Annotated in this window: 12 protein-coding genes; 11 read left to right on the plus strand and 1 reads right to left on the minus strand. The window is 50.6% G+C overall.

Annotation, left to right across the window (positions count from 1 at the left end):
* The first annotated feature begins 229 nt into the window (after positions 1–229).
* From I2I11_RS18605 to I2I11_RS18655, 11 genes are all read left to right on the plus strand, one after another.
* Positions 230–2,233 carry a BatA domain-containing protein gene (locus I2I11_RS18605; RefSeq protein ID WP_230680414.1) on the plus strand — a complete coding sequence of 668 codons (2,004 nt, stop codon included), beginning with the start codon at positions 230–232 and terminating at the stop codon, positions 2,231–2,233.
* Between the two features lies 1 nt (position 2,234).
* Entirely contained in the window at positions 2,235–3,506 is a 1,272-nt protein-coding gene (locus I2I11_RS18610; protein WP_196269259.1) for a dihydroorotase, read from the plus strand.
* Between the two features lie 57 nt (positions 3,507–3,563).
* Entirely contained in the window at positions 3,564–4,073 is a 510-nt protein-coding gene (locus tag I2I11_RS18615; protein ID WP_196269260.1) for a DUF4199 domain-containing protein, read from the plus strand.
* Between the two features lie 26 nt (positions 4,074–4,099).
* Positions 4,100–4,618 (plus strand): DUF4199 domain-containing protein, encoded by a 519-nt coding sequence (locus I2I11_RS18620; protein ID WP_196269261.1) that lies wholly within the window; start codon positions 4,100–4,102, stop codon positions 4,616–4,618.
* A gap of 5 nt (positions 4,619–4,623) precedes the next feature.
* Positions 4,624–5,598, plus strand: a complete 975-nt coding sequence (locus tag I2I11_RS18625; RefSeq protein WP_196269262.1) for a glycosyltransferase family 2 protein — start codon at positions 4,624–4,626, stop codon at positions 5,596–5,598.
* Entirely contained in the window at positions 5,598–6,740 is a 1,143-nt protein-coding gene (locus I2I11_RS18630; protein WP_196269263.1) for a glycosyltransferase, read from the plus strand. Before I2I11_RS18625 ends, I2I11_RS18630 begins: the two co-directional genes overlap by 1 nt.
* Positions 6,741–6,929: 189 nt before the next feature.
* Positions 6,930–7,712: a hypothetical protein gene (locus I2I11_RS18635; RefSeq protein WP_196269264.1), complete on the plus strand. Its 783-nt coding sequence runs from the start codon at positions 6,930–6,932 to the stop codon at positions 7,710–7,712.
* A gap of 91 nt (positions 7,713–7,803) precedes the next feature.
* Positions 7,804–10,581, plus strand: coding sequence for a TonB-dependent receptor (locus I2I11_RS18640; RefSeq protein ID WP_196269265.1), 2,778 nt, complete (start codon positions 7,804–7,806; stop codon positions 10,579–10,581).
* A 5-nt stretch (positions 10,582–10,586) separates the two neighbouring features.
* Positions 10,587–11,747 (plus strand): DUF4249 domain-containing protein, encoded by a 1,161-nt coding sequence (locus I2I11_RS18645; protein ID WP_230680416.1) that lies wholly within the window; start codon positions 10,587–10,589, stop codon positions 11,745–11,747.
* 11 nt (positions 11,748–11,758) lie between these two features.
* Complete coding sequence (locus I2I11_RS18650) at positions 11,759–14,209, plus strand: hypothetical protein (protein WP_196269266.1); 2,451 nt, start codon at positions 11,759–11,761, stop codon at positions 14,207–14,209.
* Positions 14,210–14,292: 83 nt separating this feature from the next.
* Positions 14,293–15,195: a TolB family protein gene (locus I2I11_RS18655; protein ID WP_196269267.1), complete on the plus strand. Its 903-nt coding sequence runs from the start codon at positions 14,293–14,295 to the stop codon at positions 15,193–15,195.
* A 113-nt stretch (positions 15,196–15,308) separates the two neighbouring features.
* Here the strand turns inward: I2I11_RS18655 and purB are convergent, their stop codons facing one another.
* Positions 15,309–16,661: an adenylosuccinate lyase gene (purB, locus tag I2I11_RS18660; RefSeq protein WP_196269268.1), complete on the minus strand. Its 1,353-nt coding sequence runs from the start codon at positions 16,659–16,661 to the stop codon at positions 15,309–15,311.
* Positions 16,662–16,920 lie beyond the last annotated feature (259 nt).

Here is a 16,920-nt window from a genome sequence, read left to right on the forward strand (position 1 = left end):
TAGAGAAATCTACAGGGGGCATCTCTTTGTTGTGCCAATCCAATAGCAACTGGATGGAGGCTAGATAGCTGCTGCCTGCACTGCGATGGGTATAGTAGCTGCAAACTCATCTGAAATCCCTTCCACTGAGTGTAAGTAATTATCTTCTGCCTTTTGATTTCCTGAAAGAGTTTCTGCCACTTCCGGCTACTTCATTGCTTTTTCTTTTTATCCTCTATAACTTGAGGCGATGACGTTGCTCTACCCGACTTTCCTTTTTGCACTAGCCGCTGTGGCCGTACCCATTATCTTACATCTGGTGCAGCTAAGGCGGGCCAAGCGTATCCAGTTCAGTAATGTTAGGTTCATTCAGGCCTCTAAAGATCTAACTGCGAGCCAGCGAAACCTCAAACAACTGCTCATCCTGCTGTGTCGTATTCTGTTCATCGTTTTCCTGGTGCTTGCTTTTGCACAGCCCTTTATACCTGCCTCAGATGATCAGGTGCCTGCTGATACCTCCCACGTGTCGCTGCTGGTAGATAATTCGTTCAGTATGGAGAACATGGGTGCCGGGCAGGACTTAACTTTGTTAAGTATAGCGGTGGAAAGGGCTAAAAGCATTGCTTCCTTGTTTCCTCCAACAGCATCTTTTGCCCTGATTACCCCAGGCCAGTTTCATGCAGGGGTGCACCAGCGCGAAGATGCTATAGCGGCCCTGGATGCGCTTACATTTGGCGCCACTTCAGAATTCAAGGGGATAGGCAGCCAGGCAATGGGGGGAAGCCTCTTTATGATTTCAGATTTCCAGAAGAGCACTTTTCATCCTGATTTCATTAACGCCATAGACAGTGTGACACAGGTGCACCTGGTGCCGCTGCAGGCAGCGCAGATAAACAATGTGACGATTGATTCGGTTTACTTGGAAGATGAGTTTGTACGCCGGGATGCTGAAAATGTACTGCACGTGAAATTGTTTAACAGCGGCGCGGAAACTGTGGCAGGCTTGCCGGTAAAGCTTTTCATGGAGGATGCACAAGCAGCTGCTTTAAGTATAGATGTTCCGGCAAAGCAGTCGGCAGAAGCTATTATCAGCTTTAGGGTGAATGGACAACAGACCAACCAGGCCTATATCACCATTGATGATTTTCCGGTAACATTCGACAATACATACTTTTTCACGCTGGCGCCATCAGCCAACATCACGATTGTGGCCCTGACAGATGATCCGCAAAATTCATTAGCGGACCTGTACAAAAGCGAGCCTGCTTTTACTTTCACTGAATATGCCAGCGGCCAGATTGATTACGGGCAAGTAGAAAATGCTGACGTGCTGATTGTGAATGGCTTGCAAAGTATAAGCCCGGCCCTGGCAGCCACTGTGGCCAATTTCGTAAAGGCTGGCGGTACTGTTGCCCTTATCCCTGCCGTAAAAGCCGACAGGAACAGCTACGGAAACCTCTTTCAGAATCTGAATATTCCGGCAAGTTTTACGGGAACGACAGCCGGTAGTGTTAAAACAAAGGTGCAGGCGCCGCAACCGGATAATCCGTTTTTCAGGAGCATCTTTTCTGCTTATGATGCCAAAATGGAAATGCCAGCTTCTGTGCGAAGTATAGCCTGGACGAGAGCCTCCGAAGATATTCTTAAATTCAGGGGGGGAGCACCCTATTTGTCCAGGTTCGACAGGGGCAACGGCCATTTATACTTGCTGGCTGCGCCGTTGGATGCGGATTACAACACCCTGGCCAGCCATGCGCTGTTTGTGCCCATTATGTTTAAAGTAGCTATTGCAGGATACAAGCAGGAGCAGGCACTGGCCTATACCTTTAACAACGAAACAATTGAAGTGCCGGCTGCCGGAAGTATGCAGAAGGAGGGTGTTTATACTTTAAAGAAAGACAGTCTTGCCTATATTCCTGAGCAGCAGGTGCGCGCCGGGAAGCTGTTTTTTAATGTGCCGCCTGCCATGGCGGGCGCCGGGTTTTATACTTTACAGCTGCAGGGTTCTACACTTGCCACACTGGCCTTCAACTATGCAAAGCAGGAATCGCAGCTGGCGCAGTATACGCCAGATGAATTGCGCGAACTGGTTGGCAAAAATCATCCCAACATACACGTATACGATTACGGCGATGGATTTTCGGCGAAGGCAGATTTTGAAAAACAATTTTTTGGCACCAAGCTTTGGAAATATTGCCTAATATTGTGTCTGTTTTTCCTGATAGCTGAAATAGCTTTAATCCGACTCCTCTGACATGAAAATACTTCTGCGGGCAGCAACCATTTTCGATGCATCATCAGCCTTTCACCAGCAGCAACAGCATATTGTTATAGAAAACGGCATCATCACCTACATCGGGGCCGATGAACAGCAGGCCGATCAGATTATTACAGTCGAAGGCCTTTGCGTATCTGCCGGCTGGATAGATATGTTTGCTTACGCCGGCGAGCCGGGGCTGGAGTATAAAGAAGACCTTGAAACGCTGAGTGCCGCTGCCGCTGCCGGTGGCTTTACCGAAGTGCTGTGCCTGCCCAATACAAACCCGGTGGTGCAGAGCAAGGCAGGTATAAATTTCATCAAAAGTAAATCAGCTTTGCTGCCGGTTACGCTTCACCCGCTGGCGGCGCTAACGGTAGAAACGCAGGGCAAGGATCTGACCGAGATGATAGATTTATATAAGGCCGGCGCCATAGGTTTTACCGACGGAACAAAGCCTTTACAAGGCGCTGATGTGCTGCTGAAGGCGCTGCAATACCTGCAAACTTTTGATGGCCTGCTGCTGAACCGCCCCGAGCATACGCGCCTGTCCGAACATGGCCAGATGCACGAAGGCCAGGCCAGCACACGGCTGGGCATGAAAGGTATTCCGGCTTTGGCCGAGGAAGTAATGGTGACGCGCGATTTGCAATTGCTGGCGTATACGGGCGGCAGGATGCACTTCTCGCTGGTTTCTACGGCAGCAGCTATCGAGGCAATCCGGCAGGCAAAGGCAGCCGGTCTGCAGGTAAGCTGCGATGTGGCCAGCTATCAGCTTGCTTTTACCGACGAAACCATTCCGCCATTTGATACTAATTATAAAGTGTTGCCTCCATTCAGAGGGGAGGCCGATGCTGCAGCCATCAGGGAGGGGCTACAGGATGGCACCATTGACGCGCTGGTGTCGGCGCACATGCCGCAGGATACAGAGTCTAAAAAGCTGGAGTTCGACCTGGCCGAATTTGGTATTATTAATTTAGAAACCGCTTTTGCTGTGGCAAACACCACATTGGGCGACACGCTGAGCACTGCGGCACTGGTAGAAAAATTCGCTGCAAACCCGCGCCGTATACTTGGTTTACCTGCACCACGCCTGGAAGTAGGCGAAGCAGCCAACCTGACGCTTTTCAGCCCAGACGAAGTATGGACACCCACGCTGGCGCATACCAAATCCAAGTCCGGCAACAGCCCTTTCTTCGGGCAGGCGCTCAGGGGCAAAGTAATTGGCATAATTCATAAAGGGCAGGTGGTGCTTAATTCTTCTTTTTAATATATTTATACTTATATTGAGCTGTGCGGGTGAAAGCCGGCAGGACGCTGAACGAAAATGTTTAATCAAACGATAATCAGAGTAGGCGTGCGCTATGGCGTGCTTTGCGGATTGGCTTGTTTTGTGCTGTTGCTGGTGCTATACTTTGCCGGAACTGATCCCTTCGGCGATTTGGGGCGCATCAGTTTTTTTCCGATACCGCTATTTGTTTTCTGGGCCATACGCTATTACAAGAAGTTTCATGAGGGGGAGATAGGTTTTCTGAAGGGGTTGCGGGTAGGCCTGGCTGTGTCGCTGTATACGTCGCTCTGCACCTCGATGCTCGTGTTTATACTCATTTATATAGCCGGTCCTGATTTGCTGCAACTGCACATTAACGAAACACTGGCATTGCTGGAGCAAACGCGCGAGGAGCAGATAAAGCTTTTGGGTGAGAAAGCATACCAGATGGGCTACGAGGCTATTAATTCGATGACACCAGGTATGCTGGCGGCAGATGATTTCTTGCGGCGGATTTTTGCAGGGCTGATTTTCTCACTGGTCGCAGCGGTGTTTTTCCGGAAGTAGAAGAATTAAACCATAAACCAAAAACTATGACTGAAAATCAACCCTCCGTTACCGCCGTGGCTCTCAAGTATGGCTTGATCACAGCCCTGGTTGGCATTGTATACTCGTTAGTCCTCAACGTGCTGGATCTGGCTACCAACCAATGGCTTACTTCCTTGTCATACCTTATCCTGATTGCGGGTTTGGTGCTGGCCATGAAGGACTTTAAGGCAAACAACTATGGCTACATGTCGTATGGGCAGGGCCTGGGAGTAGGATCGCTCCTTTCTGCTATTTTCGGATTATTATCGGGCATTTTCTCCTGGATCTATACTACTTACATCGATCCGGAGTTTATGGCCAGGATGCAGGAAGTGCAGCGCACCAAGATGCTGGAGCAGGGTCTGAGTGATGAGCAGATAGACACAGCACTGGGTATGGCGGAGAAATTCCAGAATCCCATTACCATGATTTTTGGTTCTATGGCCGTGTTTCTGATTATCGGCTTTATACTATCACTTATAATTGCGGCCATCATAAAAAATAAACGGCCTGAGTTTGAATAGAATAGATGCAATATGCCTTTGATATCTCGGTGGTGATTCCGCTCTTTAATGAAGAGGAGTCGTTGCCTGAACTTGTGCGCTGGATCCGGCGGGTGATGCATGCGCACGAGTTTTCTTATGAAATAATACTGGTAGATGACGGCAGCACCGACCGCTCCTGGGACGTTATCAACGAATTGAGTGCGGAAGACAGTACCATAAAAGGCATCAGCTTTAACCGCAACTATGGCAAGTCAGCTGCTCTCAACGAAGGTTTCCGGCGCTGCACCGGCGAGGTGGTGATTACAATGGATGCTGATCTGCAGGACAGCCCGGAAGAAATTCCGGCCCTGTACGACATGATTAAAAACCAGAAGTTTGATTTGGTAAGCGGCTGGAAAAAGAAGCGTTTTGACCCGCTAAGCAAAACCATTCCTACCAAGCTTTTTAATGCTGCCACGCGCAAACTATCGGGCATACAACTGCACGACTTTAACTGCGGCCTGAAAGCTTACCGGCAACTGTTGGTTAAGAGCATTGAGATTCATGGTGAGATGCACCGCTACATTCCCGTTATTGCGAAGTGGAATGGTTTTACAAAGATTGCAGAAAAGCCGGTGCAGCACCAGGAGCGCAAGTATGGCACCACCAAATTCGGCCTGGAGCGCTTTATCTACGGCTTCCTCGATTTGCTCTCTATTACGTTTGTGAGCCGTTTTAAAAAGCGCCCCATGCACTTTTTCGGTACGCTGGGCACGCTCATGTTCGTGCTTGGTCTGGGCATTACTGCCTGGCTCATCCTGCAAAAGCTTTTCATCTTGTATTCCTATGGTCATCCGCGTGATGTGGTGGATCAGCCATTGTTTTTCCTGGCGCTGGTAGCTGTTATACTCGGAGTGCAGCTGTTTCTGGCCGGTTTCCTGGCCGAAATGATTTCGCTGGCCTCCAATAAAAAGAACGAGTACCTGATCCGGGACCGGGTAGGGGCGCTGCAGAAATAATGGCGCGGCGTGTGGTTATCGTGGGGCCGGCACACCCGCTGCGGGGCGGCGGCATGGCTACGTTTAACGAGCGGTTGGCTTACGCTTTTCAAGAGGCGGGCGATGCGGTAGAAATCGTAACCTTCAGCCTGCAATATCCATCCTTCCTGTTCCCCGGCAAAAGCCAGTATTCCGATGAACCCGCTCCGAAAGGACTCCACATCCATGTGCTGATAAATTCTATCAATCCCCTTAGCTGGTGGCGCGCGGGCAATTATATCCGCAGGCAAAAGCCGGAACTGGTGATTTTCAGGTTCTGGCTGCCGTTTATGGGCCCTGCTTTGGGCACAATTGCCCGCCTCATCCGCCGGAACAAGTATAGCAAAGTGCTGGCGATTACGGACAACGTGGTGCCACATGAGAAAAGGCCCGGTGATGTAGCATTAACAAGGTATTTCCTAAGCGCGTGCCAGGGCTTCATCACCATGTCCGGGGCAGTGCAGCAGGATTTGCAGCGTTTTGAACCTGAAAAGCCGGCCCTATACCTACCGCATCCGCTTTACGATAACTTTGGCGCACCTGAAAGCAGGGCCGAAGCCTGCGCAGCACTGGGCCTGGACACGAAGTATAACTACATTCTCTTTTTCGGGTTTATACGCGCCTACAAAGGGCTGGACTTGCTGTTGCAGGCGATGGCGGATACAAGACTGGCGCAGCGCCCGGATATCAGACTGATTATTGCCGGTGAATTTTACGAAGATGCGGCGCTATACCATAAACTCATAAAGGAACTAAGATTGCAGGAGCGCCTCGTGCTGCGCACCGATTTCATACCTAATGCCACCGTGCGCCACTACTTCTGCGCTGCCGATCTGGTGGTGCAGCCCTACAGGCATGCTACCCAAAGCGGCGTAACGCAAATTGCCTATCATTTCGATAAACCCATGGTGGTAACCAACGTGGGTGGCCTGGCAGAACTGGTGCCGGATGGCGAAGTGGGCTATGTGGTGGCGCCGGAGCCAACTGAAATTGCCACGGCTATACTTGATTTCTATACTTCAGATAAGGGTTTATACTTTCCGCAGCATATCCATACTTATAAAAAGCGCTTCAGTTGGAGCCGTTTTGTGCAGGCCGTATGGGAACTGGCTGAGAAAGTATAATTTAAAACAAATCCGGCAGGTTTTAAAGCCTGCCAGGTTTAAGGGCAATGGCAAGCAGGCTCATACACATCAACAGTTGGCTGCCGGCAAACCCGCTGGCTCGCCATTTTACAGCACGCTAAATATACTTGCAGCAATATTTGTTTTAAAGGGGTTAATGTATAACTTACTGGGGTTTAAACATGAAATTTGTCCAAAATAATGCAGCCCGTTAAACCGCACGCCTTTACCTTTCTTTTTCTGATAATGCTGCTTTTTGTGCGTACTGCTGCCTGCTATGCGCAAAGCGCCACTGATACTGCTTTTGTGCAAAGTGCAGTCAGCCATGCTGTAAAAGTATATAGAGAAGCTGTGGGCATGCAGACGCATTTATACAACGGCGCCGAATATGTCTATCATTTTAAGCCATACCTGGAAGGAAATCAGTTTTTTGAAACAGACGCTTTTTCGCCAGGAAGTATTTACTACGACGGCACCTGGTACACGGATGTTCCTATACTGTATGATGTGATGAATGACGCTGTAGTGACGATGCATAACAGCAGCGGCGACAAATTAAAACTCATTAACGCCAAAATTGATACCTTCCGGTTGCGCGGCCACACCTTTGTGCATTTCAACAACAAGCAAGCATTGCTGCAGCCCGGCTTTTATGATGTACTATACAGCAAAGATTTAAAGTTTCTGGTCAGGAGAGATAAGAGTATTCAGGAAAGGGCAATGCAGCAGGGTATGGAAGGCGAGTTTCGGGTCGAGGACGAGCTGTACATCTGCAAAGACAGCACTTGCTATCCGGTCAGCAGCAAGCGCTCGGTTTATGCGGCGCTGAAAGACAGGAAAAAGCAGTTGCGGAAGTATGCCTCTCAGCAGCATTTGCAGTTCAGGAAAAAACGCGAAGCAGCCATACTTGCTTTGGTAAAGCATTACGATGATATCTCAGCCGAAAGTGCGCAGGAACTTAAAACAAATTAATATTTCATCTACAGAAATAAAACAGCATACTTTCTGCAAAGGGCAATACGATACCTGCAAAAAGCTTTTAACGCCACACCAGATTTCCCTTATGACGCACCTGTACCGCATTGTTGCATTGGCTTTTGTGGTGATATGCTGCCTTACGCAGGCACAGGCGCAGCAAACCGCGTCCTCCCTGATAAGCGGCGATTTTAAGCAGGCTACTTTTGAGGATTTTGCCCGGGCAGTGGAGGCCCGGACCAGCTACCGCTTCTATTTTGATCCTGCTGATCTCGACAGCCTCTCTGTTACCCTGCAGGTAAAGGAGCAGCCGCTGCCTGTAGTTCTTCGTCAGATCCTGGGAGATACGACCTTTCAGTTTGCTGTTGATGCCCGGCAGCGGGTGTTTATTACAAAAGGTCGGCAGCTCAGCGTGGCGCTGCCGGAGGGATATTTTGAGCCCGAAACCATAACAGAAAATAAACCGCAACAGGTAGCCCCAGAAATTTTCGGAACAGAAGAAAAGAGCACCAGGAAAGCTGCTTCGGAGCTTAAGTTGTATGAAATTGGCCTGAAAAGCAGCAACCCTACCGGCAATGCTAACCTGGCGGGGCACCTGCGCGATGCCAAATCAGGCGAGCCGATTATCGGCGCTTCTGTCTATATTGAGTCGCCGCTGGTGGGTACCACTTCGGATGAGTATGGCTACTACTCCCTCACGCTGCCCGTTGGCCGCCACGAGCTGAAAGTAAAAGCCATCGGCCTGCAAAACACCCGCCGCCAGATCATGCTGTATTCCGACGGAAAGTTAGACATTGAAGTAGCGGAGGACGTGCGCACATTGAAAGAAGTGCTGGTGGAAGCGGAAAAAGACCGCAACGTGTCGGGGATGCAGATGGGCATGGAGCGGCTGGACATACGTACCATCAAACAGGTGCCTACGGCCTTTGGCGAAACGGATATTCTGCGGGTGGTGCTCACGCTACCCGGCGTAAAATCAGTGGGAGAGGGCAGCACCGGCATGAACGTGCGCGGCGGCTCTACCGACCAGAACCTGATTCTGTTTAACGATGCCACCATTTACAATCCCTCGCACCTGTTCGGCTTTTTTTCGGCTTTTAATCCGGATGTGCTGAAAACGGTGGAGCTGTATAAGAGCGGTATTCCGGCCAGGTATGGCGGCCGCCTGTCGTCGGTGCTGGAGGTGATGGGCCGCGATGGCAATAAAAAGAGCTTTGCTGGTTCCGGTGGTATCGGTCTCCTGACAAGCAGGCTGACGCTGGAAGGTCCCATCCAGAAGGACAAAACTTCTTTTATCGTGGGCGGCCGCAGTACCTACTCCGACTGGTTGTTGAAGAAATTACCTAACAAATCGTTTAACGAAAGCGAAGCCTCTTTTTATGATCTCAACGCCCATATCAGCCATGAGATAGATGAAAAGAACACGCTATACCTGACGGGCTACCGTAGCAAAGACAGGTTTAAGCTGGCAGCCGATACCGTATATCAGTTTACGAACCAGACGGCAAGTATAAAGTGGAAGCATATTTTCCGGAACCAGTTGTACGGCGTGCTCACCGGCGCACACAGCCATTATGATTATCAAGTAACAAGCGAAAAGAACGCAGTGAATGCGTCTGAGCTCACTTTTGGCATCAACCAGGCAAACCTGCAGGCCGATTTCAGCTACTTCCCGACCTCAAAACACAACATTGACTTTGGCGCCAGTTCTATTTACTACAATGTAAACGCCGGCAGCCTGATGCCCTTGGGTGCGGAATCGCTGGTAACGCCTGACCGGTTGCAAACGGAGCGCGGGCTGGAGAGCGCCATTTACGCTTCCGACCGGTTTGATGTAAGCCCGCGATTTTCCGTGATATTCGGGCTGCGTTATTCTGCTTTTAAGGCGCTGGGGCCACGACAGGTATACACCTATGCGCCCGGCGCATCCAAATCTGAAGGTACAATTCAGGATACAGCTACTTACAAATCAGGCGAGTCCTTTGCCACCTACCATGGCCCGGAATACAGGCTTTCGGCACGGCTGGGGCTCACGGATAATTCTTCGGTAAAACTGAGCTATAACCGGTTGCGGCAGTATATCCACATGCTCTCCAACACCACTACCATGTCGCCCACAGATATCTGGAAGCTGAGTGACGCTAACATCAAGCCACAGGTAGGCGATCAGGTAGCGTTGGGTTATTACCATAACTTCCGGGCAAATACTATCGAGTTCTCGGCAGAAGGCTACTATAAATGGATGCAGGATTTCCTGGACTACAAAAGCGGCGCCACGCTGATTATGAACCACCACATTGAAACGGATGTGGCCAGCGCTCAGGGCAAAGCATACGGTGTGGAGGTGATGCTGAAAAAGGCAACCGGCAAGCTGAACGGCTGGGTAAGCTATACTTACGCCCGCACGCTGGTGCGCGTGGACGACCCCGAAACAGGCGAAAAGATAAACGGCGGCGCTTACTACCCGAGCAATTTCGACAAACCTCACGATTTTACCCTTATCAGCAACTACCGGTTCAGCCAGCGCTTTAGTACCTCTTTAAACTTTACCTATAGCACCGGCCGCCCTATTACGCTGCCGCTGGCAAAGTATTATGTAGGCAACAGCCCGCGGGTTTTCTATTCCGACAGGAACGCTTACCGGGTGCCGGATTACTACCGCGTGGATTTTGCAATGAACATAGAAGGCAACCATAAAGTGAAAAAGCTGGCCCATAGTTCCTGGACGCTGGCCATCTACAACCTCACCGGGCGGCAGAATCCTTACTCGATATACTTTAAATCGGAAAACGGGAAAATCAACGGGTATAAGTTGTCCATCTTTGGCCGCCCCATTCCTACTGTTACCTATAACTTTAAATTTTAGCACGTATGTGTACCCCGAACCGGATGAAAAGTGCTGCCTGGCTTTTGCTGCTGCTGGTGGTTAGCTGCGTAGAGCCCTATGCGCCCAAAGTGCCGGATGCCGCCAACAGCTACCTGGTGGTAGACGGGTTTATTAACTCCCGCGGTACAACTACTTTCAGGCTGTCGCGCACGCAAAGCATCGACGACGAGGGCGCTCCTGTAACCGAAAGCGGGGCCAACATTTTTATAGAAGACGAACAGGGTGCACAGATACCGCTGGCTGAAACTGAACCTGGCACCTACACCGTAAGCGGCCTGGACTTAAACAATGCGGGCAGGTATCACCTGCTGGTGCGCACAGCCTCAGGGAAGGAGTATGCCTCTGATTTTGTAGAGGTAAAGCAGACACCGCCTATAGATGAAATTACCTGGACAGCAGAGAACAATACCCTGCAGTTTTTTGTAAACACCCACGACCCGCAGAACAATGCCCGCTATTACCGTTGGGAATATGAAGGTACCTGGGAGTATACGGCCGCCTATGGATCATCTCTGAAATACGATGAGGCCAGCGCCAGTATGGTGCCGCGGACCAGCAGCGATGAGGATATCTATCGTTGCTGGAAAACGGATCTGTCAACAGACATCAAACTGGCTACTTCGGTAAGGCTTAGCCAGGATGTGATAAATGCATTTCCGGTGATGGCGGTTTCTTCTGATTCCGAGGAACTGCGCCTTAAATACAGCTTACTGGTAAAGCAGTACAGCCTTACACAGGAGGCCTACCAGTATTGGGAAACACTTAAGAAGAATACTGAAAGCATCGGCACACTGTTCGATCCACTGCCTACCCAGCTGACGGGCAACATACATAGCCTGTCAGATCCCGACGAAGTAGTTATTGGTTACGTAGGAGCCTCATCGGTGCAGGAAAAAAGGGTGTTTGTAAGCCGCGAAGAGCTCCCGCATGATTGGCGGACAGGCTTTCCAATCTGCCCTCCACTTGACAGCATTGAACTGGATCAGGTACCGGTATATTTCGGACAATCTCGCGCGTACCTGCCCGTAGGAGGGATTTACCCGGCTATGGGGCCTCCTGTATTGCTTGGCTACACCATAGCAAGAGACATTTGTGTGGACTGCAGGCTGCGGGGCACTAACGTAAAGCCTGTGTTCTGGCAATAAAATCTTAAGCTATGACCACGAAAGTCCGTCTCATCCCATCTGCCTTGTTCCGGGCAAAGACTATGCGAGTTTGCTGCCGGTTTATACTTGGCGCTGCATTCCTGCTGGTTGCTGCAAGCCCTTCGTTTGCCCAGACTGATACGCTGCGCAACTTAGTGCAGCATTTTGATGCATACCGCAAAGCGACGCTCCAGGAGAAAGTATACCTGCACCACGATCGGCCTTTTTACGTGTGCGGCGAAACCATGTGGTTTAAGATATACACCGTGGACGGTACCCTGCACCAGCCGCTGGGCATGAGTAAAGTAGCTTATGTAGAGGTGCTGGATGAATTGCAGAAACCGGTACTGCAGGCCAAAGTCGCGTTGAAGGATGGCACATGCAGCGGTTCGTTTGTGTTGCCGATGGCGTTGAACTCCGGCAGGTATAGCATAAGGGCCTACACCAACTGGATGAAAAACTTCAATCCGGAATTTTATTTTGAGTCGCCGGTTACCATTGTCAATACATTTGTGCCGCCGGGCCTGCCAGCGAAGCAGGATGTGGCTGCGTACGCAGTACAGTTTTTCCCGGAAGGCGGCAATCTCATCCAGGATATCAGCAGTAAAGTAGCTTTTCAGGTAGTAGATAAAAAAACAGGCAGGGGCGTCGCAGCATCAGGAGAGATCATAGATCCGGATGGCCGCGTGGTAACAACCTTGCAGACGCTGAAGTTCGGCATCGGAAACTTTACCTTTACCCCGGCAGCAGCAAGTACCTATACCGCTCTTGTGCGGCTCCCGAACGGGCAGGTGCTTCGTCGGCCCCTACCGGAAGTATATGCGCAGGGCTACAGCCTACACCTGGAGGAACTGAATGCAGACCAGCTGAAGCTTAGCATTGCGGGCGCAGGGCAGCAGGCTGGCCCCGTATACCTGCTGGGCCATGCCAGACAGATGATTTCAGTGGCAGAGGCTGCAACTTTTAACGCTAACACCACCAGCTTTGTGGTAGATAAAGGCAAGCTGGCAGAAGGCATTACGCATTTTACCATCTTCAACAGCCGCAAACAGCCTGTATGTGAGCGGCTATACTTTAAGCGCCCTGCACGTAGGTTGCAACTAACCGCTGAAACCGACAAAAAGCAATACCTGGCGCGCGACAAAGTTATGCTGGATATACAAACACAAGCGTCAGCCAGTCAGCCGGTGGCAGCCAGCCTCTCGCTGGCCGTTTACCGGCTCGATTCGCTGCAGGCAAGCGGGGCAACCGATATGTATACTTACCTGTGGCTCACATCCGATTTAAAAGGCACTATAGAGCAACCGGAGTATTACCTGACCGCAACGGGGCCGCAGGTTGAAGAAGCAACCGACAACCTGATGCTGACGCACGGCTGGAGCCGCTTTGCCTGGCACGATATCCTGCAGAAACAGCGCAGCGCTTATACTTATGTGCCGGAGTATGACGGGCATTTTATCAAAGGAAAAGTTACAGTTGCTGCCACAGGCACTCCTGCGCCACATATTACAGCATACCTGGCGGCTCCCTCCAGGCTTATCCGGACCTATAATTCAACCAGCGATGCCAACGGGCACATCAGGTTTGAGGTAAAGGATTTTTACGGGCCTAAGGAAATTGTGGTGCAGTCAGACTTCCGGAAAGACAGCATCTATCATTTTGAAATCTTCAATCCGTTCTCAGAAAAGTATGCGCAGCAGCAATTTTCGCCATTCAGCCTGCCGGAAAGCCTGAGGCAGGAACTGACAGACCGCCACCTGGCCCTGCAGGTACAAAACACTTATTCCGGCAAGTACCAGGCACTCTTCCGTGCACCCGCCACCGACAGCATCGCCTTTTACGGCAAGCCAGACGCGACTTACCTGCTGGATGATTATACCCGCTTCAAGGTAATGGAAGAGGTAATGCGTGAGTATGTGCCGGGCGTACAGGTACGTTTGCGCCGCGATGGTTTCCATTATATGGTGCACGACAGCCCGAATGAAAGGATATTTCAGGATGACCCCATGGTGTTGCTGGATGGTGTGCCTGTTTTTGACATAGACAAAATAATGGCTTTTGATCCGCGTAAAGTGCGTAAACTGGATGTGATGACCAGCAAGTACTTTAACGGTTCGCAGGTATACGACGGCCTTGTAAGTTATACGACCTACCAGGGCGACTTAGCAGGCTTTCCGCTGGATGCGCGTGCGCTGCTGCAGGAGTATGAGGGGCTGCAGCAGCAACGGGAGTTTTACAGCCCCGCCTACGATACCCCACTGCAACGCCAAAGCCGTTTGCCGGATTTCAGGAACCTCCTTTACTGGTCGCCTGATGTGCTGACTGGTGCGGGCGGGAAAGTGGCTGTACAGTTTTACACATCCGATCTGGCCGGCACTTACGTAGCTGTGGTGCAGGGCATCACAAAAAACGGGCTGGCCGGCAGCAAAGTAATTACATTTGAAGTAAAGCAACCGCTATAGAACAGGGCAGCTTAAAGCGGGCGGAACGCACGCAACCTGTGCTGATCGAAATCATACCTGTAAACCCTTTACTTAGAAGCACGATGAAACTAAACTTTTTGATTTTTGCTTTGCTGCTGGCTCATGCCGGCTTCAGCCAAAGCGTTGATACGGTAGAGAGCACCATTAAAATCATCGATATCAACTCCGGAACGGCCAAAACTGTTTACCAGGAGCAGCGCCACATCGAAGCGCCCAACTGGTCGCGCGACGGCAAATACCTGATCGTAAACAGCCACGGCCACCTGTATAAAATGCCGCTGGATAGCCGTAAAATGGAGATGATTAATACCGGCTTCGCGGATAACTGTAACAACGACCACGGCATTTCTCCCGACGGAAAGCAGCTGGCCATCAGCCATTCTGAAAAAGGAAAAGGATCAGCCATTTATACTTTGCCCATTGCGGGCGGCACACCAAAACCGGTAACCTCCGCCACACCTTCTTACTGGCATGGCTGGTCGCCGGACGGCAAAACCCTGGCTTATTGTGCTGAGCGGAATGGCAACTTTGATGTGTATACCATTCCAGCAGCTGGCGGACAGGAAAAAAGACTGACCACAAGCGAAGGTTTAGACGATGGGCCGGAATATTCTCCTGATGGGAAGTACATTTATTTTAATGCTTTCCGGAACGGGAGTATGCAGATATGGCGCATGAAGCCGGACGGGAGCGAACAGGAGCAACTAACCAATGATGCTTACGCGAACTGGTTTGCCCATCCTTCACCTGACGGAAAGTGGATTGTGTTTATCTCTTACCTGCAGGATCAGGGGCAGACGCATCCGTTCGGAAAAGACGTTAAACTCCGCCTGATGTCTCTTGAAGATAAAAAAATTAAAGATCTGACACCTGTTTTCTTTGGCGGTCAGGGCACCATCAATGTTCCTTCCTGGTCGCCGGACAGCAAACAACTGGCATTTGTAAGCTACAGGATTATCAAATAGCAGCTTGAGGCTTTAAAGTAAAGGCAACCCCGGCAGGTCTTTAAGACCTGCCGGGATTAAAAGGAAGGGCTGGTAAATCTTTATACCTTATCTTATACCTGTTGCAAGTATAGCTATGCCAGATCTACGCCTGTATAATTAAACGGGGTGATATTGCGCAGCTCAGCCTTCACTGCTTCGTTCACCTCCAAAGTATCAATAAAACTTCTGATGGCCTGTTCGGTTATCTTTTCGTTTTTGCGTGTGAGCGCTTTGAGTGCCTCGTAGGGCTGCGGGTAACCTTCGCGGCGCAACACCGTCTGGATGCCTTCTGCCACCACTGCCCAATTTTCTTCCAGGTGGTGGTTCAGGGCTGCATGGTTGAGTTCCAGTTTGCCGATTCCTTTTTCCAGTGATTTCAGGGCAATAAGCGCATGCGCCAACGGTACGCCTACATTGCGCAATACGGTAGAATCGGTGAGGTCGCGCTGCAGGCGGGAGATGGGCAGCTTGGCCGACAAATGCTCCAGCAGCGCGTTGGCGATGCCCAGGTTGCCTTCGGCATTTTCAAAATCAATAGGATTTACTTTGTGTGGCATCGCCGAAGAGCCAACCTCGCCTGCCTTGATGCGCTGCTTAAAGTAACCCATCGCCACATACTGCCACACGTCTCTTGAGAAATCAACGAGGATGGTATTCAGGCGTTTTAAAGCATCGAAATAAGCGGCCAGGTTGTCGTAATGTTCTATCTGGGTGGTATACTGGCTGCGCTTCAGGCCGAGGCGCTGCTGCACAAAATTATTCCCGAAATCAGGCCAGTTTATACCTGGATAGGCTACATGGTGGGCGTTGAAATTGCCCGTAGCGCCCCCGAACTTGGCCGAAAATGGCACTGCCTTTAATTGCTGCAACTGTGCTTCCAGGCGTTCGGCAAACACCATCATTTCTTTGCCCAGGCGCGTAGGTGAAGCCGGCTGGCCGTGGGTGTGCGCCAGCATGGGTACGTTTTTCCAGGTATGCGCCAGGTTCGTAAGCGTTAACAGCAGGCGATCGTAGGCCGGCAGCAACACTTGGGTATGGGCATCGCGCAGCGAAAGCGGTATAGCCGTATTATTTACATCCTGCGAGGTAAGGCCGAAGTGAATAAACTCTTTGTGCTGGTCCAGGCCCAGGGCGGCAAACTTCTCCTTCAGAAAATATTCAACCGCTTTTACATCGTGGTTCGTAATCTTTTCAGTTTCCTTGATGGCAAGGGCATCGTCTTCTGAAAAGTTTTCGTAGATGGCGCGGAGCTGCGGAAAAATATCCGGCGTTATACCTTGCAGCTGTGGCAGCGGCAGTTCACACAGGCCTATAAAATATTCTACTTCCACCAGCACGCGGTAGCGTATCAGGCCAAACTCAGAGAAAAAAGCGGCCAGTTCGGAAGTGCTGCGGCGGTAGCGGCCATCTACCGGCGAAATAGCAGTAAGGGTTGTCAGGTTCATCTCGGGAGTAATTCTTTGTTCAAAGATAAGCAGCTTTGCGCTTTAAAGCCAGAATGCACTTGGCCACCATACTTTGGGTAGCATTTATACTTTGGTATGGTTGCTGCTAGAGCAAGGGAGTAATCAGTAAAATGTTATTGATTACCCCTACAGCCAACCGCCTTAAATTATATCTTAACGGGCGCAGGCGCGTATGAAAGGTAGTATAGTATAAATTATATTTAGCGGAACGCAGGGTTTAGTCACGGCTTTTATTAAG

It is taken from the genome of Pontibacter rufus (assembly GCF_015694705.1).
GTDB classification, from domain to species: Bacteria; Bacteroidota; Bacteroidia; order Cytophagales; family Hymenobacteraceae; genus Pontibacter; species Pontibacter rufus.